Origin of the sequence: Streptomyces sp. RG80 (assembly GCF_040446465.1) — a bacterium.
Taxonomy (GTDB): domain Bacteria; phylum Actinomycetota; class Actinomycetes; order Streptomycetales; family Streptomycetaceae; genus Streptomyces.
The window spans coordinates 549,991-572,663 of sequence record NZ_JBEAAJ010000005.1; the positions used below are offsets into that span (position 1 = coordinate 549,991).

Here is a 22,673-nt window from a genome sequence, read left to right on the forward strand (position 1 = left end):
GGTCGCACCGGGGCGTCAAGCACCCCGAGGCGCGTACGCCGCCTTCTTGATCGCCTCGCGGATGCGGGAGTACGTGCCGCAGCGGCAGACGTTCTCGATGGCGTCGATGTCGGCGTCCGTGGGCCGGGACGTCTTCTTCAGCAGGGCGGCCGCGGCCATGATCTGGCCGGGCTGGCAGAAGCCGCACTGGGAGACGTCGCATTCGAGCCAGGCCTGCTGGACGGGGTGCAGGGTGTCACCGTCGGCGAGGCCCTCGATGGTGGTGACCTTCCGTTCGGCGCACTCCGCCACGGGCACCACGCAGGGCTGTATCTCCTCGCCGTCGAGGTGGCTGGTGCAGGCCCGGCAGACGCCGACCCCGCAGCCGTACTTGGGGCCGGTGACGTGCAGCAGGTCGCGCAGGACCCACAGCAGGGGCATGTCGGCGGGGGCCTCGACGGTGACGGGCTTGCCGTTGAGGTCGAAGGAGTAGGACGGCATCGGTACCTTCTCGCAGGTCTCAGGGGTGTCAGAAGTCGAGCGGGAAGCGGCGGGGCTTGGTGCCGGTCGCGCGGGCGTAGGCGTTCGCGACGGCGCCGGCGGCGGCCGGGACACCGAGTTCGCCCGCCCCGCCGGGCTCCCCGCCGGTGGGCAGGATGTGCGCCTCGAAGCTGAGCGGGGCGTGCCGCTGGCGGGCGTAGCGGAAGTCCGCGTAACTGCCTTCGCGGACGGCGCCCTTGTCGATGTGCAGGCCGGCGCTGAGGATCGTGGAGATGCCGTCGATCGCGGTGCCCATGAGCTGGGCCTGAAGTCCGCGCGGGTTGACGGCCGTTCCGACGTCGGCGGCCATCACCACCTTGGTGACGCGCGGGTTCTTCGGATCGGCGGCGTCGATCTCGACCAGGCAGGCCACACAGGACCCGTACTCCTCGTGCACGGCCACGCCCTGGGCCTGTCCCGCGGGCATGGTCCGGCCCCAGTGTCCGGCGCTCGCCACCTTGTCGAGCACCGCTTTGACGGACTTGCTGCGCAGGGTCGTACGGCGGAAGGCGACCGGGTCCTTGCCCAGGCCGCGTGCGATCTCGTCGACGACGATCTCCTCGGCGGTCCGCACGGTCCCGGAGTCCACCGAACGCCAGGCTCCGAGGGGTATGGCCGCCAGCTCGACGGAGCCCGAATCCCCGGACAGCCTGCCGAAGTTGTAGAGGCCGCTGTCGCTGGGCAGCGGGGAGGCCGCACGGAAGGAGGCGGTCCTGACGCCGCTGTAGGACTCGCTCACCGAGGCCGTGGCGTGGGCGAAGGCCACGACCCTGCCCTGTGCGTGGCTGGCCCGGATCCGGTGGTGGGAGGCCGGGCGCATCCGGCCGTGCCGGAGGTCGTCGGCGCGGCTCCACATCAGTTTCACCGGGCGGCCGGCCGCCTTGGAGATCAGGGCCGCCTCGATCGCCGCGTCCGAGTTCAGCCGGCGTCCGAACGACCCGCCGCCGCGCACCACATGGACCTTGACGGCGGAGCCGGGCAGCCCGACCGCCTGGGCGATGGTCTCGCGGGCCTCCTGGGGTGTCTGGGAGGAGAACCAGATCTCGGCACGGCGGTCGCCTACGTCCGCGACGGCCGTGAGCACCTCCATCGGGGCGTGGCTGACGAACGCGAACTCGAACCGGGCCTCGATCTGGGCAGATCCGCGCGGCGGACCGCCGAGCGCCGGGACGGCGGCCTTGAGCCGGGACCGGATCTCGGCGTCGGACACGCCGGCGAGAGGGCCGGCCTTCCAGGTGATCTTCAAGGCGTCCCGGGCCTTGAAGGCGTGGTGGAAGGAGTCCGCGACGACGGCGACTCCCCCGGGCACCCTGACCACTTCCAGGACCCCGGGCAGAGCGCGGGCCGCGCGGTCGTCGACCTTGACGACCTTCCCGCCGAGCGTGGGCGGCCGGGCCACCACGGTCGGCTTCGCGCCGGCCGCGGTGAGGTCGCCGGTGTACTTCGCCCGGCCGGTGACGATGTCCCGCGCGTCGATCCGGTTCGTCGGCTTCCCGATCACCTTGTGCCGCGAGGCCGGTTTGGGCTTGGTGGACACCTTCGGCCGGCGGATGCGGGCGGCGGCCTCGGTCAGCGATCCGAAGGTGGCGGTGCGCCCGTCGGGTGCGACGACCATGGTGTCTCGGGTCCGCAGCTCCCGTGCGGGCAGGCGCCAGCGCTGGGCGGCCGCGGTGACCAGACGGGCGCGTGCCGTGGCGGCCAGGTTGCGGGCGGGGTCGTAGAGCGAACTGACCGAGCTGGAACCGCCGGTGAACTGGTTGCCCTTGTTCCGGGCGGCGGCGAGCGGGATGTCGACGTCGACGAGACGGGCGTCCAGCTCCTCGGCGATCATCATGGCGACGGCGGTGGTGACGCCCTGGCCGACCTCGACGCGGGGCAGCCGGACGACGACCTTGTTCTCCCGCGTCACCTCCAGGACCAGCATCTCGTCGTCCGTGCCGGTCACGACGACGTCGGAGAGGCGGGGCGGGGTGGCCCCCTCCGCCTGCGAGGTGTCGCAGCCGAGGGGGGCGGCGACGGTGAGGGTGGACGCGGCGAGTGTGTAGACCATGAATCTGCGGCGGGACAGCTCTGCCAACGCGCACTCCTTCGTGGACGGCCTGTGCGACTGACAGGCCTGTGTGTGACTGATAGGAGGGCACCGGGGCGTGTGAGGTTGCGTGGGCCTAGCGTTCGGTCCATGGATCATCGACAGTTCGACCATTGCCCGTGGTTGTTCGCCGAGAACGCCACCGACGAACAGCGCTCCGAGCAGCGCAGACGCCAGTCGGAGATCGACGGGGACAGCGAGGTCGGCGAGCGCTGCTACGTCGCCGGGTCCGCCGCGGTGTTCCCGGACCGGCTGCGGCTCGGCGACGACTCGTACATCGCCGCGCACGCCTATGTCACCGGGGAGCTGACGACCGGGAGCGACTGCACGCTGAACCCGTTCTCCACGGTGCGGGGCACGGTCGTGCTCGGCGACGGCGTACGGATCGGCGCGCACACCTCGCTGCTCGGCTTCAACCACTCCATGGAACCGGACCGGCCGGTGTTCCGGCAGCCGCTCACGAGCCGTGGGATCACGGTCGGGGACGACGTGTGGATCGGCTCGCACGTGGTCGTCGTGGACGGGGTCACGATCGGCGACCACTGTGTGATCGGCGCCGGGGCGGTCGTCACCCGCGACCTGCCGCCGTGGACGATGGCCGCGGGCAACCCGGCGAGACCCCTGCGCGACCGACGTGACACCGACCGCGGCCGGCGCGGCACCTCGGAGGGCGCCGCCCGTCCCACGTCTCTCGCTCGCTTCGCGGACACCGCCCGTTCCCAGGCCGCCGACCTCGTCGCCCGCTGCTGGGACGGCGAGCGCTATGTCGACCGCCCGGGCGCGGCGCCGACGGTCCGGGCGCACTGCGACGCCGTGGAGATCGCCGACCTGCTGCTGGGGTCCGTGCCCGGGCAGCTCTCCGCCGAGGAGCATGTCGAGCGGCTCGCGGGGGCGCAGGATCCGGTGAGCGGGCTGGTACCGGAGCTCGGGGAGCCGGTGCCGGTGGTGGAGGAGGACGGGTTCGTCGGGGAGGGGGCCGGGCTCTACCACGTCCTGTCGGTCGGTTACGCGCTCGATCTGCTGGGCGCTTCCTTCCCTCATCCGGTGCGCGGCGCACGGGACATGACGGCACGTCAACTCACCGCGCGACTGGAGGGGTTGCCGTGGAGTGACCGGGCCTGGGAGGCCGGGGCCTGGATCGACGCGTGGGCCACGGCGGCGCACTGGAACGGGACGGCGGACGCCGGTGCCGTGGAGGCGCTGTTCGGGTGGCTGCTGACACGGGCCGATCCGTGGACCGGGATGTGGGGCCAACCCTCGGCGCGGGAAGGGAGGTTGCAGGTCGTCAACGGCTACTACCGGCTGACGCGGGGCTCGTTCGCGCAGTTCGGGGTGCCGGTGCCGTACCCGGAACGGGTGGTGGACGCGGTGCTGGACCACTCCCGGGACGCCCGCTGGTTCGGCGCGGGGCGGGAGAACGCCTGCAATGTGCTGGACGTCGTCCATCCCCTGTGGCTGTGCGCCCGGCAGCTCGGCAACGGTTACCGGGAGGCCGAGATACGCGCCTGGGCCGAGCGGCAGCTGGCGGCCGCCCTTCCCCGCTGGCGGGACGGGGAGGGCTTCGCCTTCGGTCCGGGCACGCAGGCCGGGCTCCAGGGGACCGAGATGTGGCTGGCGATCATCTGGCATCTGGCGGACGTGCTGGGCGGATCGGAGGAGCTGGGTTATCGCCCTCGGGGCGTCCACCGCGCTCCGTAGCGCGCGGGCCTGCCCGTACCGCCCCTATCGCCCCTATCGCCTCTATCGCCCCTACCGGCACCTATCGGCGCCGCCACGGCAGCACCGCCGGGTCCGTCTCGGCGGCCTCCGCCTGGTGCAGCGCGTCGCTCACCGCCTCGCCGATCTGCGCGAGTTGGTGCACCTGGTCCGGCGTCAGAACGTCGAAGACCGCCCGCCGCACCGCCTCCACATGACCGGGGGCCACCGCCGACAGCATCCCGCGGCCCTCCTCGGTCAGCACCGCGAGCTGTCCGCGCCCGTCGGCCGGATCCTCGCGCCGGTTCACGAGACCGGCCTCGCGCAGTCGGCTCACCGCATGGGTGAGCCGACTGCGGGTGATCTTGAGGCGCTGGGCGAGCTCGGACATTCCGAGTGAGTGGTCGGGCGCCGAGGAGAGGTGGGCCAGCAGGCTGTAGTCGGCGTGGGTCATACCGGCGTCCCGTCTCAGCTGCCGGTTCAGATAGTCGTTCAGCAGAGTGGAGAAGTCGATGTAGGCCAGCCAGGCCCGTTGTTCCTCGGCGTTGAGCCAACGTGGCGTCGTGGACATGGCCCACACCCTACCGGGCATCCGTTTGAATCTTAAAACACATCACGTGAGGCGGTACGCCCCTCACTCCGCGGTCTCGGGCCGCCCCGGCGCCGCCCAGTGGGTGTGGAAGCTGCCGGGCCGGTCGGTCCTGCGATACGTGTGCGCGCCGAAGTAGTCGCGCTGACCTTGCAGAAGCGCGGCGGGAAGGCGTTCGGCGCGCAGGGTGTCGTAGTGCGCGAGGGCCGCGGAGATGGCCGGCACGGGGATGCCGCGGCGGGCCGCGGAGGCCACCGTCTCGCGCCACGGCACCTGCGCGTCGGTGATCTCCATGGCGAACTCCATCTCGCCGAGCAGGCTCACCAGGTCCCGGTCGGCGGCGTACGCGGCGCGGATCCGGTCGAGGAAGGCGGCCCGGATGATGCAGCCGCCGCGCCAGATCCGGGCGACCGAGCCGAGGTCGATCTTCCAGCCGTACTCGGCGGCCGCGTCCTGGATCATCGTCCAGCCCTGGTCGTAGGCGACGACCTTCGAGGCGTACAACGCGTGCTCGACCTGCGAGGTGAAGCGATCGGCCTCGGTGCGGCTGAGCGGGGGCGTGGTGCCGCCGGGCAGGCCGCGGTAGGCGGCGCGCAGCTCGCTCTGCCCGGAGGCGGAGCGGGCGAAGGTGGCCTGGGCGACGGCGGTGACCGGAGAGGCCAGGTCCAGGGCGGTCTGTACGGTCCAGCGGCCGGTGCCCTTCTGCCCCGCGGCGTCCGCGACGATGTCGACGAAGGGCGCTCCGGTGGCGGGGTCGGTGTGGGCGAGGACCTCGGCGGTGATCTCGATCAGGTACGAGCCGAGCCGGCCCTCGTTCCAGCGGCGGAAGACGCCCGCGATCTCGGCCGGGGTGTATCCGGCGACCTGGCGCAGCAGATCGTAGGCCTCCGCGATGAGCTGCATGTCGGCGTACTCGATGCCGTTGTGCACCATCTTCACGAAGTGCCCGGCGCCGTCGGTGCCGATGTGGGCGGCGCACGGTTCGCCGTCGACCTTGGCGCTGATGGTCTCGAAGAGCGGGCCGAGCAGTCCGTACGACTCCTCCGAACCGCCCACCATGATCGACGGGCCGTGCAGCGCGCCCTCCTCGCCGCCGGAGATGCCGGTGCCGACGAAGTGGATGCCGCGTGCGCGCAGGGCGGCCTCGCGGCGCCGGGTGTCGGCGAAGTGGGCGTTGCCGCCGTCGACGATCATGTCGCCGGGTTCGAGGAGCGGGGCGAACTCCTCGACGACCGCGTCGGTGGCCGCGCCCGCCTGCACCATGATGATCAGCCGTCGGGGGCGTTCGAGCGCGGCGACGAACTCCTCGGGCGACTCGGCCGGGACGAACGCGCCCTCGTGGCCGAACTCCTCGACGAGCGCGTGGGTGCGGCCGGCGGACCGGTTGTGGACGGCGACCGCGACCCCGTGGCGGGCGAGGTTCCGCGCCAGGTTGCGGCCCATCACGCCCAGTCCGGTGACGCCGATGGCTGCGCTTGCGTTCATGAGGTCTGCCCCTTGCATCGATGGCCTGGTCCCGGGGCGCGCGGCCCCTTCCCCGCACATACGTGCGGGAGGCCGGGTCTGCTCGATACGGGCCCGCGCGGCTCACACCACCCGGTTCGAAGGGCCGAATGAGCATAGGGTTAGCATATGAGCGCCGCCTAGCTCGACTGAGAGATAGATCTGTGACTGTCAATGAGGACTCGTTCACCAATTGGAAGACGCGCGAGGAGATCGCGGAGTCGATGATCCCGATCATCGGGAAGCTGCACCGCGAGCGGGACGTGACCGTTCTGCTGCACAGCCGCTCCCTGGTGAACAAGTCGGTGGTCAGCATCCTCAAGACCCACCGCTTCGCCCGGCAGATCGCCGGCGAGGAGCTGTCGGTCACCGAGACGCTGCCCTTCCTGCAGGCGCTCACCACCCTCGACCTGGGCCCGTCCCAGATCGACATCGGCATGCTCGCCGCGACCTACCGCGCCGACGACCGCGGTCTGACGGTCGAGGCCTTCACCGCCGAGGCCGTCGCCGGGGCGACCGGCGCCAACAAGATCGAGCGCGGCGAGGGCCGTGACGTCGTCCTGTACGGCTTCGGCCGCATCGGCCGGCTCGTCGCCCGCCTGCTGATCGAGAAGTCGGGTTCCGGCAACGGTCTGCGACTGCGTGCCATCGTCGTCCGCGGGGGCGGCGACCAGGACATCGTCAAGCGCGCCTCGCTGCTGCGCCGCGACTCGATCCACGGTCAGTTCCAGGGCACGATCACCGTCGACGAGGCGACCGACACGATCACCGCCAACGGCAACGCGATCAAGGTCATCTACGCGAACGACCCCTCCGAGGTCGACTACACGGCGTACGGCATCAAGAACGCCATCCTCATCGACAACACCGGCAAGTGGCGCGACCGCGAGGGCCTCTCCAAGCACCTGCGCCCCGGCATCGACAAGGTCGTGCTGACCGCGCCCGGCAAGGGCGACGTCCCGAACATCGTGCACGGCGTGAACCACGACACGGTCAAGCCGGACGAGCAGATCCTGTCCTGCGCCTCCTGCACCACCAACGCGATCGTGCCGCCGCTGAAGGCGATGGACGACGAGTACGGTGTGCTGCGCGGTCACGTGGAGACGGTCCACTCCTTCACCAACGACCAGAACCTGCTGGACAACTACCACAAGGCCGACCGTCGCGGCCGTTCCGCGCCGCTCAACATGGTGATCACCGAGACGGGTGCCGCCTCCGCCGTCGCCAAGGCGCTGCCCGACCTCAAGGCGCCGATCACCGGCAGCTCGATCCGGGTGCCCGTGCCGGACGTGTCGATCGCGATCCTCAGCCTGCGCCTTGGCCGCGAGACCAACCGCGAGGAGGTCCTGGAGTACCTGCGGGACGTCTCGCTGAACTCGCCGCTCAAGCGCCAGATCGACTTCACCACGGCCCCCGACGCCGTCTCGATGGACTTCGTCGGCTCCCGCCACGCCTCCATCGTCGACGCGGGCGCCACCAAGGTCGACGGCGACAACGCCATCCTCTACCTCTGGTACGACAACGAGTTCGGCTACTCCTGCCAGGTCATCCGGGTCGTCCAGCACGTCTCCGGGGTGGAGTACCCGACCTTCCCGTCGACGGCGGTCTGATCCCGGCGCACCCGTCGTCCGCGCCCTCGTGGCGCCGACGGCGGGTGCGGCCGGTCCCCTCCGGCCACACCACGTCGACGGGGACCCCCGCCGCCCGCGCCTCGAGCACCGTGTCGGCCGTGCCGCCTCCCCTGCCGGTGGGCGGAGAGCCGTCCCACACGGCCACGAGCCGGTCGGCACGTTTGACGAGAACGCTGTTGGCGGCCTCGTACGCCTGCCGCCCCGCGGTCTCGATCGGCAGGACCAGCACGTCCTCCGCGGCCTCCACCAGACGGTCGAACACGGCCGCGTGATCGGACCGCACCCTGTTCCGGCGGTAGTCCCGCGAGGGGATCACAACGGCCAGCCGCCCGCCGACCCCGAGCACGGCCTCGGCGAACAGACAGTCGGCACCCCGGGCGAGACACGAGACGCCGACGAGTTCACCGTCGCCGGCGTAGCTCTGGAGCAGTGCGTCAAGCGCCGCGCGTACCAGGACGGAACCCTCCGCCGTGAAGTCTGTGTGTCCGGTCACCGCGATCGTCGTCATCACTGCCCTATTCTCCGCTCGGAAGGCCGAGTCACCCTTCAAGCACCTCAACTACACGACCGTACCCAGCCGTTGACCCATCCCCTCGGCGACAGCAGAATGGGCGCGCGCTGTTGAGAGCGCTCTCAGATTTCTGTGTCGGACTTCGAGGAGACCCATGACCGGCAGCCAGGGCGGCCCCGCGTTCAATCGCCGTGCACTCATCGGGACCGGGCTCGGTGCCGCGGTTCTCATCGCGGCGGGTTCGGGGACCGCCCGGGCGGCGGAGCGGGCGCCGGCCTCCGCGCGGAGCAGGGCGCAGGGCTTTCTCGCCGCGGCCATGGACGCCTATCCGGACCAGGGCCCGACGCGACTCGCGCAGAGCTACACCGACCAGGCCGGACTGTTCAGCACCGCGTTCACCTACGACAACGCCCTCGCGATCCTGGCGAGTCTGGCGTGTGGCGGCGGGGACGGCAGAGCGCGTGCGGTGGCGCTCGGTGACGCGCTGCTGTTCGCGCAGGCCAACGACCCCGGCTACGACGACGGCAGGCTCCGGCAGGCGTACAACGTGGGGCCGTACACCTTCTACGACGGCACCCCTCAGCCGGACGGTCTCGTGCGGGCGGACGGGAAGGCCAACATCGGCCGGCAGTTCGGGTTCACGGGGACCGCCGTGGGTGACATGGCCTGGGCCGGTATCGCGCTGGCCGCGCTCGCCCGGCGGACCGGGGAGCGCCGGTTCCTCTCCGGTGCCGTGCGGATCGGTGAGTGGATCGACCGTACCGGCCGCACCGACGAGCCGCTCGGCGGCTTCAAGTTCGGGGTGAACGGGGCGAACGAGAAGCTGCCGTTCACCTCGACCGAGCACAACACCGACCTGATCGGGCTGTTCGGGCAGCTGGCCCGGCTCACCGGGGACCGGGTGTGGCTGGAACGCCGGTCCGTCGCCGCGGAGTTCGTCAAGAAGATGTGGGAGCCGAGCGCGGGCTTCTTCTACACCGGGACCAACGACGGCGTGACCATCAACAAGGCACCCGTCCCCGAGGACACCCAGACCTGGACGCATCTCGCCCTCAACTCCCGTGCGTACGGCCGCTCGTTGGACTGGGCCGCCACCGAACTGGCCGTCCTGGACACCCCGGACCGCCCCAACAGCACCGTCCCAGAAGGCCAGTCGTACGAGGGCGTCACCTTCAGCTCGGCCAGCCTCCTGGCCAACGAGGGCGCCCCGATCGCCGACGGCCAGCCCAGGCCGGACCGCAACGGGGTGTGGTTCGAGGGCACGGCCCATCTCGCGCTCGCCCTGCGCCACCGGCAGGCCGCGGGGGACGAGAAGCGCGCCCGGCGCCTGATCGCCTCGATCGAGCGGGCCCAGGACCTGCTCGGCGCGAACCAGACCTTCGGCGGCAAGGCCGTGGCCGCCCGGTCCGGGGTCGTCTCGGCGAGCAGCCCGCTGGACACCGGTTTCGGGTTCGGCTACTACCCCTACCGGCACACCGGCGCCACCGCCTGGTACCTGCTCTCGGCGGCGAGGTCCAACCCCCTCAAGGCCTAGGGTCGCGCCGTCACCAGCCCCGCGATGTGGGCGGTGACGGTGTCGAGGATGTCTGTCCAGGCCTCCTCGTCGCCGAGGACCAGGTAGTTGAGGGTCAGTCCGTCGGTCATGGCGGCGAGGTAGCGGGCCAACGCGGGGACGGGGACCCGGAGTTCGAGGTCGATGTCCTGGCGCAGCCGGTCGATGAGCTCGGCGTAGAGCTCGCCGTACAGCTCGTACTGGCGGCGGGCCAGATGCTCGAACCCGGGTTCCCGCAGGGCGTACTGGGTGAGTTCGTAGGTGAGCATGTGCTCGTCGGGGTGTGCGCACACGTGGTCCCAGTACGCCTGGAACCCGGCCCGGACGGTCTCCTCCAGGGTGTCCCGGGGTTTGAGCGCCTCCTGTACGACGGTGACGTAGTGGTCGGTGATGGTGGTGATGACGGACTCGACCAGTTCCTGCTTGGAGTCGAAGCAGTAGTGGAAGACGCTCAGGGAGACGCCCGCCTCGGCGGCGATGGACCGGGTCGTGGTCTTCGCCACGCCGTCCCGGGCCATCGCCCTGATCGCCGCTTCCGTCAGTTGCCGACGCCGTTCGGCCGACGGCATCCGTGCCATAGGTGAGTCCCTCGTGCTTGTCAGGCGCTGTTCACGCCGACCTCGTGGAGCGAGTATCCCCAGTCGGTGCCGCGGTCGAGGCCGTGGACACGGACGTAACGGGCCGGTGTGCCGGTGAACTTTGCGGTGTCGAGGCCGCCGTCACCGGCCGTGGTGGACCAGGCGGTCTGCCAGTTGCTGCCGTCCGTGGAGAGTTCGACGCGATACGACTTGCCGTACGCGCGCTCCCAGTCGAGCGTCACCCGCGACACCAGGTGGGTGGAGCCCAGGTCGACCTGCCACCACTGGTCGTCGCTCCAGTCGCTGGCCCAGCGGGTGCCGTCGTCGCCGTCCACGGCCCGCCCCGGCTGGTAGCTGGTGAAGGGGTTGGACTCGGACGAACTGGCCGTGGCCGTGCGGTTCTTGGCCAGGTTGACACCGGCCTGGTGCTGCTCGGAGGCGCCCCAGGTGTCGAGGTAGGACTCGGCGCCGCGGAGGAGGTCGTCCACCACGCCCTGGCCGCCGACGAGCCGGATGTCCTCGATCCAGTCGGGGATCATGCCCACGTGCGCGGCGCCGTCGGTGTTGAAGTCGAAGGTGCGCTGACCGCTGGTCTGCCTGTCGATGACCGAGCCGCCGTCGGCGCTCTTGAACGGGTATTTCACCGGGTTGGAGGTGTTCGCGCCGCGCGGGGCGGGGTGGTCGCCGATGCCGTTGAAGTCGGTGCCGTAGCCGTAGCCCACGTCGTACTTGGCGCGCAGGGCATCGGTCCGCTTCGCCTCGGCGCTGAAGCCCTCGGAGCCGTGCATGTACTGGGCGACGAAACCGCCGAGGGAGTAGACCCGCTCGGTCCAGTTCAGGTCCATCCAGCTGTGCGAGGAGAGCACGCCCGGGTAGTCGGCGGCCTCGAACATGTCGAGGACCTGGCCGGTGGCCTTGACGCTCATGTGGTCGATCTCGAGCATCATCTTGCGTTTCATCATGCCCTGGACGGCGTACTCGCCGAGGTCGGTGAGCCCGCGGACGTTGCACTGGGCGTTCTCGTCGTACTCCGGGACCTCGGTGCCCGCCGGCAGGTCCGACTCCGCCTCGGACGCGGCCGTGCCGATGGGGTTGTCGTGCTGCGGGCCGGTGCACTTCTCGGTCTTCCAGAAGGTGCCGGTGGACAGGAACTGCCCGACGTTGATGGCCGTTCCGAGCCCGCCCTCGTCGAAGCGGACGCCGCACAGGGCGTTGTCGAACTTGTGGCACAGGAACATGCTGCGCACGCCGAGGTCGTACAGCTCGTCGAGGCCCTTGTCGATGTCCGCCTTGCTGCACTGCGCGATGTCGAGGATCTGCTTGCAGCCGAAGGGCTCGGAGGTCTCGACGCCGAGGATGACCGCGAGCTTGCCCTGCTTGATGACCTCGCGGGCCTGGGCGCTGTCGGTGACGATCCGGAACCAGCCCTTGCCGGCGCCGCCGTACTGGGCGTCGATGAAGTCCTGGAGCTGGTACGTCAGTTTGGCCTGGAGGCGGATCGAGGTCATCTCGTCACAGCTGCGGTCCTTGAACGGGTAGACCGAGCAGATCATGCCGTTGGTGACGAGGTCGTTGACGAGCACCCGCTGGCCGCCGCGCCAGGCGCGCTCGATCCAGGCGTAGTAATTGGCCTGATGGGTCATCGAGTCGTACGCCGGCCAGTCCTTGAAGGTCGGCCAGCCCACCGGGTCGTGCTTGCCGTCGCCGCCGTGGGTGATGTAGTCGAAGATCGCGAGGGTGCCGTCGGGGTAGTGCTCGGGGCAGTCCTTGAGCGCGTCGGCGACGCCCGCGGTCGAGAACACCTTGCCGCAGATCAGTCGGCCGCCGAAGGCCTCGTTGGAGAACAGGTGGTTGTGCGCGTCGACGAACCCGCGTACCTCGCCTGCGGAGTTGGTGCCGGTGAAGGGCTCTCCGGTGACGTTGATCTGGGCGTCCGGCGTCGGGCGCGCGGTGGGGTTCCACCAGTCGCTCGCGGCCGCCGAGCTCGGGGTCGGGCCGAGCGCGATGGCCAGGACGAAGAGGAGCAGCGATACCACGGTGATGTCTTTGCGTCTGCGATGCGTACATCGAGTCATGGTCGGTACCACGCCCCTCGGTCGGTGGCCATGGGGTTTGTCATGACCGGCGCAATCTGTGCGACGAGAATGGCTACTGGCGGGTTATGAGTCAAGGGTCCGGGACGCTTGACCTGATAGGGATCCACGATGCGCGCTGTCTTGACGTGTTCATTTACGTCGATGAGCATGCCTTGAGCCTGATCGCTTCTGGTTGATTCTGTGACTCTCCTACTCCGCAAGGGAGTTCCGTGTCCCACCGACGTCGCCTAGTCCGGGCCCTCACGCCCACCGTCCCCCTCGTGCTCGCCGCAGGACTCGTCACCGCAGCCCCCGCCACCCCCGCCGCCGCGGAGACGGCGGCCCCCGGTTCGGTCACGGTGCGCGTCGACCCCTCCTACCAGCAGCAGGAGTTCGAGGGATGGGGTACCAGCCTCGTCTGGTTCGCCAACGCCACCGGCGGCTATCCGGAGCCGATCCGAAGACAGCTCGTCGACATGCTGTTCGGCGAGGACGGTCTGGCCCTGAACATCGCGCGCTACAACATCGGCGGCGGCAACGCCCCGGACGTCCGCAAGAACTACATGAAGACCGGCGCGACGATGGAGGGCTTCTGGAAGGCGCCCGAGGGCACCACCCAGAAGGACATGGACTGGTGGGACCCGGACAACCCCGAGCACTGGGACTGGGACGCCGACGCGGGCCAGCGGTGGTGGGTGGACCAGGTCAAGGACAAGGTCAGCAAGTGGGAGGCGTTCAGCAACTCGCCGCCCTGGTTCCAGACCGTGAGCGGCTATGTGTCGGGCGGGTTCGACGCCAGTGCGGACCAGATCCGCGCCGACCGTGTCGACGACTTCGCGACCTACCTGGTGCGGGTGTCCGAGCGGATGGAGCAGGAGCACGGCATCACCTTCGACACCATCGACCCGCTCAACGAGCCCAACACCCCGTATTGGGGCACCCAGTTGGGCGCCGACGGGCAGCCCACCGGCGGCCGTCAGGAGGGCGCCCACGCCGGACCCGCCCTCCAGCAGAAAGTGATCCTCGCCCTCGACAAGGCACTCCAGGGCGCGACGACCAAGGCGCGGGTCTCCGCGATGGACGAGACCAACCCCGGCATCTTCACCACGAACTGGAACGCCTACGCCGACGACGCCCGGTCGGCCGTCGACCAGCTCAACGTGCACACCTACGGCACCAGCCAGCGCACCAGCGCCCGCGACATCGCCAAGGGCGCCGACAAGCCGCTGTGGATGAGCGAGGTCGAGGGCACCTGGGGCACCGGCACCGACTTCACCAGCATGGAGCCGGGCCTCGGCATGGCCACCCGCATGGTCGACGACATGCGTGAACTGGAGCCCTCCGCCTGGGTGTTCTGGCAGCCGATCGAGGACGCCGCTCCGCAGGCCGCCGCCGGCAAGAACTGGGGCAGCATCCACGTACCGTTCGACTGCACGGCCGAGGACACCCTGGAGACCTGCCCGATCCGGGCCAACTCCAAGTTCCACACCATTCGCAACTTCACGCACTACATCCGCCCCGGCGACCACTTCGTGAAGGTCGACGACACCTCCAGCGTCGCCGCCGTCGCCAGGTCGGGCCGCTCCGCGACCGTGGTGCACGTCAACGGCGGCACGTCCGCCCGCTCGGTCACCCTCGACCTCTCCCGCTTCGGCAAGGTCACCCGCGGCGCCACCGTCACCCCCGTGGTGACCAGCGCGGACGGCGCCCTCGTCGAGGGCGACCCGGTCCGGGTCACCGACCGGTCGGCCACCCTGACCGTCCCCGCGAAGTCGGTCACCAGCTTCCTCGTCAAGGGCGTCAGCGGTGTCGCGAAGGACGCCGCCCTCGTACAGCGCGGCCATGTCTACCGCCTCCAGGGCACCCAGAGCGGCAAGTCGCTCGCCCCGACGGACGACGGCACCGGGGTCGTGATCCGCACGACCGACACCGGCAGCGCCCGACAGCTGTGGTCCGTACGGCAGTTGACGCCGGGCACCGACCACCGCGAGCGGTACGCCCTCACCAACGCCGCCACCGGCAAGCGGCTCGCCGTACGCGACAACCAGGCCGTCCTCGAGGACCCCTCGGACAGCGCCGCCGCGCAGTGGATCATGTCGACCACCGGCGACGGCACCTGGACCTTCGTCAACGCCGACACCGGTCGGCTGCTCGACGTCGCCGGACAGTCCTCGGCGGACGGCGCCAAGGTCTCCACGTACACGCCGACCTCGGCGGCGAACCAGCGCTGGACGGTGCGCGACGAGACCGTGCTGCGCACCGAGAAGGCCGAGGTGTTCACGGTGCCCGGGCTGGCGCCGGAGCTCCCCGACGCGGTGGCGCCGGTCTACCGGGACGGCGCCCGGGGCGCGCTGCCGGTGGTGTGGGACGTGCCCTCGGACGACGCGTGGGCCGACCACGGAACCGTACGGGTCAAGGGCCGGGCGACCGATCCGCTGGGCCGGGAGATCCGCGCGAAGGCGGTCGTCACCGTCGACACGATCGCCTCGACCCTGCCCGGTCGCGCCAAGACCTATGTGGGCGGACGTCCCGAACTGCCGGACACGGTCGTCGGCGTCGGCGCGCACGGCGGCCGGACCGACCTCCCGGTGACCTGGGACGCGGCCCCCGACGGGGCGTACGACGAGACCGGTGTGGTGACCCTGCGCGGTACCGCGCGGATCGTGGGCGGCGACACCGCCGACGCGACCGTTCGCGTGCAGGTCACCGAGCCGACACGGACCAACATCGCGGCCGACGCCGAGGTCTCGGCCACCTACACCGAGAGCGGCTACTCCGCCGAGCGGCTGCGCAACGGCGACACCGCCGACAAGGCCTGGTCCAACTGGCGGTCGGGCACCAAGAACCCGTCCGACACGATCACCTTCAGCCTGCCGAAGGCCCGCGACCTCGACCGGGTCGTGGCGCACTTCTACCGGGACGGAAGCAACCTCTCCTTCCCGACCGGCCTCAAGGCACAGGTGCGCGGCGCCGACGGCGCCTGGGCCGACGCGAGCGACGAGATCACGGTCGGCACCGAGGGCACACCGGTGGTCGACGTACCGCTGCGCACGGCGGGCCCGGCGACCGGGGTGCGGATCGTGATGACCGCCCGGCCCGGCGGGTACATCACGATGAGCGAGGTCGAGGTGTACGCCGACGCCCCCGGTGTCTCCTCGGACGCGTCCGCCGCGTCGATCGAGGTGGCCGGCGTGCCGGTCGCGGGCTTCGCTCCGGACACGACCGACTACCGGGTCCGCACCGGCGATCCGGCCCGGGCCGTGGTCACCGCGACGGCCCGCGACCCGTACGCGTCCGTCGCCGTCGAGCGCACCCACGGCCGCGCCGTCGTCACCGTGACCAGCGAGGACGGGTCACGGACGACGACGTACCGGCTGACGCTGCTACGGCGCTGACCCCGACCGGACGCCGCTACGGCGTCGGCTCCACGGTCGGCAGCCACACGCGCATCGTCGAGGGTCCCCGGTTCGCCCAGGAGTGGTAGGGGACCAGGACGATGTCCGTGCGGTCGCCGGCCGTCGGCGGGGCGGCGGACGGCCGGTAGGGCCAGGGGTCGTCGCCCTCGGCGCCGATCTCCCCCGCGACGACCACGGACCCGTCCGCCCTCCCCTCCGGTGGGGCGGACGGGTCCACGCGTATCGCGTCGACATCGCGGTCGTCCGGCAGGTCCACGGACTCGGCGCAGTACACCAGCGGTCCTCGCTGGACGGCCGCCGTGCCGCGGATCGCGTCGATGCGCGGATCGGGTCGCAACCAGCGTGGTTCCACGGGCAGTTCGAGCCGTATCTCGTCGCCGGGCCGGAAGACCCGGGTGAGTTCGGCCGCGCCCGGGGCGACGGGTCGGCGGCGCCCTTCCGGGTCCACCAGCCACGCGGGAGTGCCCTCCGCCCAGGCGGGGACGCGCAGCGACAGGGTCCACGGGCGGTCGGGGGCCCGGTCGACCGTCACGGTCACGCGTCCGTCCGAGGGGTAGTCGGTACGGATCCGCAGGGCGATCCCTCCTGTGGTGATCTCCGCGTCGGCGTACTGGTGGATCTGGACGCCGCCCGCGTCCGTCGTCGCCAGGTAACCGGGCAGCAGGGCCAGGGTGCGGGCCACGTTGGGCGGGCAGCAGGACACCGCGAACCAGGGGGCGCGCAGGCTCGACTCGGCGCGCGGGACCTGGACGTCCGCCTCGGGCACGGTGCCGCGGCGGCGCCGGTGCAGGGTGTTGGAGTAGAAGAAGGAACGGCCGTCCTCGGCCGGGGAGGTGGCGATCACGTTGAACAGGGTGCGTTCGGCGAGGTCGGCGAAGCGTGGCTCGCCGGTGGCGAGGAGCAGCCGCCAGCTGAGCATGACCGAGGCGACTCCGGCGCAGGTCTCGGAGTAGGCCCGGTCGGGCGGGAGGACGAAGTCGTCGCCGAAGGCCTCGTCGCGGTGGTGGGAGCCCATGCCGCCGGTCAGATAGGTGCGCCGGGCGACCGCGCCCTCCCACTGGCGTACGACCGCCGCGAGCAGTTCCTCGTCGCCGGTCTCCACCGCCACGTCGACGGCGCCGGACGCGAGGTAGAGGGCACGGACGGCGTGGCCGCGCAGAACGGTCGCCTGTCGTACCGGCATGTCGTCCTGGTGGTAGGCGCGGCCGAACTCGCCGTCGGCGAGCGTGCCGTGGCCTCGGCGCTCCACGAACAGGGTGGCCTGGTCCAGGTAGCGCTGTTCGCCGGTCGCGCGGGCGAGTTCGGCCAGGGCGGTCTCGATCTCCGCGTGCCCGCAGACGCCTGCCACCCCATCGGGGCCGAAGGTGGCGCACACGTGGTCGGCGGCCCGCAGTGCGATCTTGGCGAGCTCTCCCCCGCCCCGGGTGCGGAGCTCGGCGACGCCCGCCTGGATCAAGTGCCCGTAGCAGTACAGCTCGTGGCCCCATTCGAGGTCGCTGTAGCGGGGCTGCTGGCCGGGGCGGCCGAAGTTGGTGTTGAGGTAGCCGTCGGGTTCCTGGGCGGAGGCGATCGCCTCGGTGATCGTGTCGGTCTCGACGCCCGCCCAGGTCATCGCCTCGAGCAGCTTGTAGACGTCGGAGTCGGCGAACTCCCGTCCGCGCCGCTCCGCCACCGGGGCCCGGAAGTTGCCGATCCAGCCGACGCGTTCCATCCACTCACGGCAGTGGTCGAGGATGGCGTTGGTGTTGACCTCCCGGCGCCGGGCCCAGAAACCGCCGGTGATCCGGACCTCGTCGAGGCCGAGAGGCCGTAGCCGACCACGGCTCGGGGCCACGGGTACGACCAGGCTGTTCCCCTGCGACTTCAGCTTGGACTTCAACGCATCATCCCTTCAGGGCGCCTGACATGAATCCGCGCACGTAATGCCGTTGCAGGAGCAGGAAGACGAGAAGACAGGGCACGGCGAGCACCACCACGCCCGCCTCGGTGGCGCCGTAGTCGACCGCGCCCATGCTCTGCTGGCGCAGGTTGGCGACGGCCAGCGGCAGCGGCGCCTTCGCACTGTCGGAGATGAGGATCAGGGGGGCAATGAAGTCGTTCCAGGCGGCGAGGAAGGCGAACAGCCCCACGGTGATCAGCCCCGGCCGCACCGCCGGGAGCAGGACCCGGCGCAGGGCGCCCGCGGTCCCGCAGCCGTCGACGAGCGCCGACTCCTCCAGTTCGCGCGGCACGGCCTCGAAGGAGATCCGCATCATGAAGGTGGCGAACGGCAGTTGGAACATGGCGAGGACCAGGCTCAGCCCGACCAGCGAGTTCTGCAGCTCCAGCCTGCCGAGCAGCACGTAGAGCGGGATGAGGAGGGTGGCGTACGGGACCATGAGGATGGCCAGGGTCAGCAGGAACAGCAGGTTCTTGCCGGGGAACTCGAAGCGGGCGAAGGCGTAGCCGCCCAGCAGGGACACCCCGAGGGTCAGGGCGACGGTGAGCGCCGAGACGAGCGTGCTGTTGAGGAGGTACTGCCACAGTCCGGCGTCGTAGTCCAGCAGGGTGCGGTAGTTGCCGAAGCCGTAGCCCGACTCCTGGGCGGTGCCGGGCTGTTCGCTGACCGAGGCCCAGGCGTTCCACACCAGGGGGAACAGGAAGATGACGGCCAGTCCTCCGGCGACGACGTAGTGCGGTGTCCGGCCGAGGGCTCGGTTGAGCACGGTGAGGTCTCCCCTCATGACTCGTCGGCGCGGCGCAGGCCGCGGAACTGAACGGCGTTGAGCAGCAGCAGGGCTCCGAGCACGAGGATCGACAGGGCCGCCGCGGTGCCGAGGTTGAGCCGCTGGAAGGCCTCCCGGTAGATCAACTGCACGATGGTGACGGTGCTGTTGTCCGGGCCGCCCTTGGTGAGGACGAAGAACTGGTCGAAGGCGAGCAGCGATCCGGTCACGCAGAGCAGAAGGGAGAGGGCGAGTGAGGGGCGCAGCAGCGGCAGGGTGATGCGTCGGAAGATCTGGCCGCGGCTCGCGCCGTCCATCCGGGCCGCCTCGTACAGCTCGTGCGGGATGCGTTGCAGGCCCACGAGCAGGATCAGCATGTAGAAGCCGGCGAACTTCCAGACGACCAGGAACACCGTCGAGAGCAGGGCGTTGGTCGAGGTGCCGAGGAACGACACCGGTTCGTCGACGAGTCCGAGGTGTTCCAGGGTGCGGCTGATGGGTCCGGTGGTGGGGCTGTACAGGCCCCAGAACAGCAGGGAGGCGGACGCCAGTCCGAGGGCGCCGGGCAGGAAGTAGACCGTGCGGAAGAAGCCCGCGCCGGGTCGGGACTCCTGGACCAGCAGGGCGAGGAGGAGCGCGAGGGCGAGGAGGACGACCGTGACGATCACGGTGTAGAGGAGCGTGAAGCGGACGGCGGGCCAGAACAGCGGGCTGTCGGTGAGGTCGGTGTAGTTCTCGGGGGCGTTGCGGCCCCGGTCGCCGGCGAGCAGCGGCCAGTCGTTGAGGGACATCTGCCCCACCAGCAGCAGGGGCCACACGAAGAAGACGGCGACGAACACGGCGGTGGGCGCCGCGTATCCGAGTCCCTGGACCTTGCGGGAGCGCCACAGGGACTTGGTCGTACGGGGTCGGCGGGGCAGGTGCGGCGGCCGTACCCGGTGTTCGGCCGCCGCCCGGTCGAGCGCCTTCACCTGCATGACTCTCCTAGGGCCTGTCGTTTGGATCAGCTCGGCGTCGCGGGGTCTGGCACGCCCATCTGCCGCGTTGTCGTCACTCGCCGACGCTCCGCGTCGACTCCCTCCTCCGCCTTGCAGCTGCACGCTCCCCCACGCTCGGCTTCGCTCGGGCGGGAGGGGCCCCCATCGCCCCCGCTCGGGTCGGCCCGGAAGCACTGTTTCTCAAGGCCGACCTGATCCAAACGACAGGCCCTAGTCGGCCAGTGAGGCGCTGACCGCGTCGTTGTCCTTGTCGACCGAACTCCCGTCGCCGAACACGGCGTTGCGCATCATGGTCAGCCAGGGACCGTTGGGGTCGTTGAAGGTCTGGCCGAACTTCAGGGCGTACGGCGTGTGTCCGTCGGCCACGAGCTCGTTGATGGCGACCAGGCGCGGGTCCGCGTCCGAGAACTTGTTGGAGGCGAGGTCCGTGCGCGCCACCACGTCCTTGTGAGCGGCGACCACGTCGACCTGTGCCTTGTCGCCCACGGACCAGGCGAGGAAGTTCCAGGCCTGGTCGGCCGACTTGCTGGTGGCGGAGATACCGATGGAGTCGCCGCCGACGAAGGTGGCCTTGCCACCGTCGGGGCCGGGGATGGGCGCGACGCCGAGGTCGAGGTTCTTGGGCATCAGACCGAGGGTGGTCGACGGCATCGGCATCACACCGATCTGCCCCTTCGGGAACAGGCCGGTCCAGGTGGCGCCGGTCTCGTCGCGGGCGCCGGGGGCCACGATGTCGTCGTCGACCCAGCCGCGGTAGGTGTCGTAGACCTTCTTAGCGGTGACGGAGTCGAGGGTGGCCGCGGTGCCGTCCTTGTTCAGCACCTCGTCCCCGGCGGCCCAGATGGACGGCCACCAGGTGAAGACTCCGCAGCCGCCGCAGTTGCCGCCGAAGAACGTGCCGTTGACACCGCCGCCGAGCTTGTCCACGGCGCGGGCCTGCTCGTCCCATTCCGCCAGCGTGGTGGGCGGCTTCTCGGGGTCGAGCTTCGCCTTGCGGTAGAGGTCCTTGTTGTAGAAGAGCACCGAGAGGTCGAGCGTGTGCGGGACGACGTACTTCTTGTCCTCGTACGTACCGGCCTTGATGTGCGACTGGGCCAGGTCGTCGGCGAAGGGCAGGGCGTCGATACGGTCGGTGAGGTCGGCGAAGAGGCCACTGCTGGTGTAGTTGGGCACGAACACGACGTCCGAGGCGAACAGGTCGGGCAGGTCGCGGGAGCCGGCGGCGGCCCCGACCTTGGCCTGGTAATCGTCGGTGGGGATGACGGTGAGTTCGACCTGGTTCTTGTGGCTGGCGTTGTACGCCTTGACGAGGGCCTCGCTCTGCGGCCGGGTGGCCGCGCGGGTCCACATCGTCAGTTTGGCGCCGTCGTCGACGCCGGTGGCGTTCGCCGCCGAGCCGCCCCCTCCTCCTTTGTCGTCCTTGCCGTCGTCCCCCGATCCGCACGCCGTGCCCAGTCCCACGGTGGCCAGCAGCACCACTGCGGTGACGAGGCGGCGGCCGGGTCCATACGATCCGGTGGGGCTCCCCATGACGATCTCCCTCCGCGACGAGCACCGGGAAGAAACGGGCCGAAAAGGCTTTCGCAAAGCTAGAACGCAGCTGAAAGCCCGTCAATCCCCCGTGCATGAACAGAGTTTCAGGTGCATACCGAAAGTTCTCGCGTACGGTTTACGCACGTGCTGCGAGACCCACATGCCGTGAGACCCACGTGTTGCGAGACCCTCGTGTTGCGAGACCCCCACGTGTTGCGAGACAGGAGACACGCATGACACCAGCCACCGGCCCCGCTCGTTCGCACACCGCGACCCTCAGCGACGTCGCCCGACTGGCCGGGGTGTCCGTCGCCACCGCGTCCAAGGCGCTCAACGGCCGCAGCCAGGTGCGCGCCGAGACCCGGCAGCGGGTGATCGAGGCGGCCGAGCGGCTGTCGTTCCGGCCCAACCAGCTGGCCCGGGGCCTGCTCGCCGGACGGACCGGCACGGTGGGGCTGCTGACCAGCGACCTGGAGGGCCGGTTCAGCATCCCGATACTGATGGGCGCCGAGGACGCGTTCGGGGCGGGCGAGGTGGCGGTGTTCCTGTGCGACGCGCGGGGGGACTCGATCCGCGAGCAGCACCACGTCCGCGCGCTGCTCGGACGCCGGGTGGACGGTCTGATCGTGGTGGGCAGCCGCACCGATCCGAGGCCCTCGCTCGGCCGTCAGCCGGCCGTCCCCGTGGTCTACGCGTACGCGCCCTCGGACGATCCGGACGACCTGTCCATCGTCCCCGACAATGTCGACGCCGGCCGGATCGCGGTGCAGCATCTGCTGGCCTGCGGCCGTACCAGGATCGCCCACATCACCGGCGACCCCGGATACGCCGCCGCGCACGACCGGGTCGCGGGGTCGCTGGCCGCGCTCGCCGACGCTGGCGTCGCCCCGATCGGCGAACCGCGGTTCGGGGCCTGGTCGGAGGGGTGGGGACGGGCGGCCACGGCGCTGCTGCTCGACCGGCACCCGGACGTGGACGCGGTGCTGTGCGGGAGCGACCAGATCGCCCGGGGCGTCATGGACGTGCTGCGCGAGCGCGGTCATCGGGTCCCCGAGGACGTGGCGGTCATGGGCTTCGACAACTGGCAGGTCATGACGTCCGGTTCACGCCCGTTGCTGACCAGCGTCGACATGAACCTGGAACAGGTCGGCCGGGCGGCGGCGCAGGCACTGTTCGGCGCGATAGGCGGTGCGACCCGCTCGGGGATCGAGGCGCTGCCCTGCCGGGTGGTGATCCGGGGATCCACCGCTCCCCTGTCCTGATCCGAGCGGTCGGCGAA

The 22,673-nt window shown here is 70.7% G+C and carries 15 protein-coding genes and 1 pseudogene; 5 read left to right on the plus strand and 11 right to left on the minus strand.

The window, feature by feature from the left end:
- Positions 1–15: 15 nt before the first annotated feature.
- Complete coding sequence (locus tag ABKA17_RS20250) at positions 16–480, minus strand: (2Fe-2S)-binding protein (protein ID WP_353693507.1); 465 nt, start codon at positions 478–480, stop codon at positions 16–18.
- Between the two features lie 28 nt (positions 481–508).
- Positions 509–2,569 (minus strand): xanthine dehydrogenase family protein molybdopterin-binding subunit, encoded by a 2,061-nt coding sequence (locus ABKA17_RS20255; protein WP_353693637.1) that lies wholly within the window; start codon positions 2,567–2,569, stop codon positions 509–511.
- Positions 2,570–2,698: 129 nt separating this feature from the next.
- Here ABKA17_RS20255 and ABKA17_RS20260 point away from each other — a divergent pair, with 129 nt between their 5' ends.
- Positions 2,699–4,306, plus strand: a complete 1,608-nt coding sequence (locus ABKA17_RS20260) for an acyltransferase (RefSeq protein WP_353693508.1) — start codon at positions 2,699–2,701, stop codon at positions 4,304–4,306.
- Between the two features lie 61 nt (positions 4,307–4,367).
- On the opposite strand, the gene ABKA17_RS20265 is transcribed toward ABKA17_RS20260, so the two are convergent.
- A complete protein-coding gene (locus tag ABKA17_RS20265) occupies positions 4,368–4,874 on the minus strand; it encodes a MarR family winged helix-turn-helix transcriptional regulator (protein WP_353693509.1) in 507 nt (168 codons plus the stop codon).
- A 63-nt stretch (positions 4,875–4,937) separates the two neighbouring features.
- Positions 4,938–6,377 (minus strand): NADP-dependent phosphogluconate dehydrogenase, encoded by a 1,440-nt coding sequence (gene gnd, locus ABKA17_RS20270; RefSeq protein WP_353693510.1) that lies wholly within the window; start codon positions 6,375–6,377, stop codon positions 4,938–4,940.
- Between the two features lie 182 nt (positions 6,378–6,559).
- Between gnd and ABKA17_RS20275 the strand changes: the two genes are divergently transcribed.
- A complete protein-coding gene (locus tag ABKA17_RS20275) occupies positions 6,560–8,005 on the plus strand; it encodes a glyceraldehyde-3-phosphate dehydrogenase (protein WP_353693511.1) in 1,446 nt (481 codons plus the stop codon).
- Positions 8,006–8,051: 46 nt separating this feature from the next.
- Here the strand turns inward: ABKA17_RS20275 and ABKA17_RS20280 are convergent.
- A pseudogene (locus tag ABKA17_RS20280) lies at positions 8,052–8,534 on the minus strand (hypothetical protein); the annotation flags it as partial.
- Positions 8,535–8,691: 157 nt separating this feature from the next.
- Here ABKA17_RS20280 and ABKA17_RS20285 point away from each other — a divergent pair.
- Positions 8,692–10,071 (plus strand): Tat pathway signal sequence domain protein, encoded by a 1,380-nt coding sequence (locus ABKA17_RS20285; protein ID WP_353693512.1) that lies wholly within the window; start codon positions 8,692–8,694, stop codon positions 10,069–10,071.
- Here ABKA17_RS20285 and ABKA17_RS20290 read toward each other — a convergent pair.
- On the minus strand, positions 10,068–10,667 hold the full coding sequence (locus tag ABKA17_RS20290) for a TetR/AcrR family transcriptional regulator (RefSeq protein ID WP_353693513.1): 600 nt from the start codon (positions 10,665–10,667) through the stop codon (positions 10,068–10,070). The two genes, ABKA17_RS20285 and ABKA17_RS20290, sit on opposite strands and share 4 nt — an antisense overlap.
- 20 nt (positions 10,668–10,687) lie before the next feature.
- Positions 10,688–12,742 carry a galactose-binding domain-containing protein gene (locus tag ABKA17_RS20295; RefSeq protein WP_353693514.1) on the minus strand — a complete coding sequence of 685 codons (2,055 nt, stop codon included), beginning with the start codon at positions 12,740–12,742 and terminating at the stop codon, positions 10,688–10,690.
- A 230-nt stretch (positions 12,743–12,972) separates the two neighbouring features.
- On the opposite strand from ABKA17_RS20295, the gene ABKA17_RS20300 reads away from it, so the two are divergent.
- The gene (locus ABKA17_RS20300; protein ID WP_353693515.1) at positions 12,973–16,137 is read left to right on the plus strand and encodes an RICIN domain-containing protein; all 3,165 of its coding nucleotides are present in this window, start codon (positions 12,973–12,975) and stop codon (positions 16,135–16,137) included.
- Positions 16,138–16,153: 16 nt separating this feature from the next.
- Here ABKA17_RS20300 and ABKA17_RS20305 read toward each other — a convergent pair whose 3' ends face one another.
- The 4 genes from ABKA17_RS20305 to ABKA17_RS20320 all read right to left on the minus strand — a co-directional run bounded on the left by ABKA17_RS20305 (position 16,154) and on the right by ABKA17_RS20320 (position 21,391).
- Positions 16,154–18,037: a glycoside hydrolase family 127 protein gene (locus ABKA17_RS20305; protein WP_353693516.1), complete on the minus strand. Its 1,884-nt coding sequence runs from the start codon at positions 18,035–18,037 to the stop codon at positions 16,154–16,156.
- A 4-nt stretch (positions 18,038–18,041) separates the two neighbouring features.
- Complete coding sequence (locus tag ABKA17_RS20310; RefSeq protein ID WP_353693517.1) at positions 18,042–18,863, minus strand: carbohydrate ABC transporter permease; 822 nt, start codon at positions 18,861–18,863, stop codon at positions 18,042–18,044.
- 14 nt (positions 18,864–18,877) lie between these two features.
- Positions 18,878–19,840 carry a carbohydrate ABC transporter permease gene (locus ABKA17_RS20315; RefSeq protein WP_353693518.1) on the minus strand — a complete coding sequence of 321 codons (963 nt, stop codon included), beginning with the start codon at positions 19,838–19,840 and terminating at the stop codon, positions 18,878–18,880.
- A 231-nt stretch (positions 19,841–20,071) separates the two neighbouring features.
- Entirely contained in the window at positions 20,072–21,391 is a 1,320-nt protein-coding gene (locus ABKA17_RS20320) for an ABC transporter substrate-binding protein (protein WP_353693519.1), read from the minus strand.
- A gap of 236 nt (positions 21,392–21,627) precedes the next feature.
- Here ABKA17_RS20320 and ABKA17_RS20325 point away from each other — a divergent pair, with 236 nt between their 5' ends.
- The gene (locus tag ABKA17_RS20325) at positions 21,628–22,656 is read left to right on the plus strand and encodes a LacI family DNA-binding transcriptional regulator (protein WP_353693520.1); all 1,029 of its coding nucleotides are present in this window, start codon (positions 21,628–21,630) and stop codon (positions 22,654–22,656) included.
- Positions 22,657–22,673 lie beyond the last annotated feature (17 nt).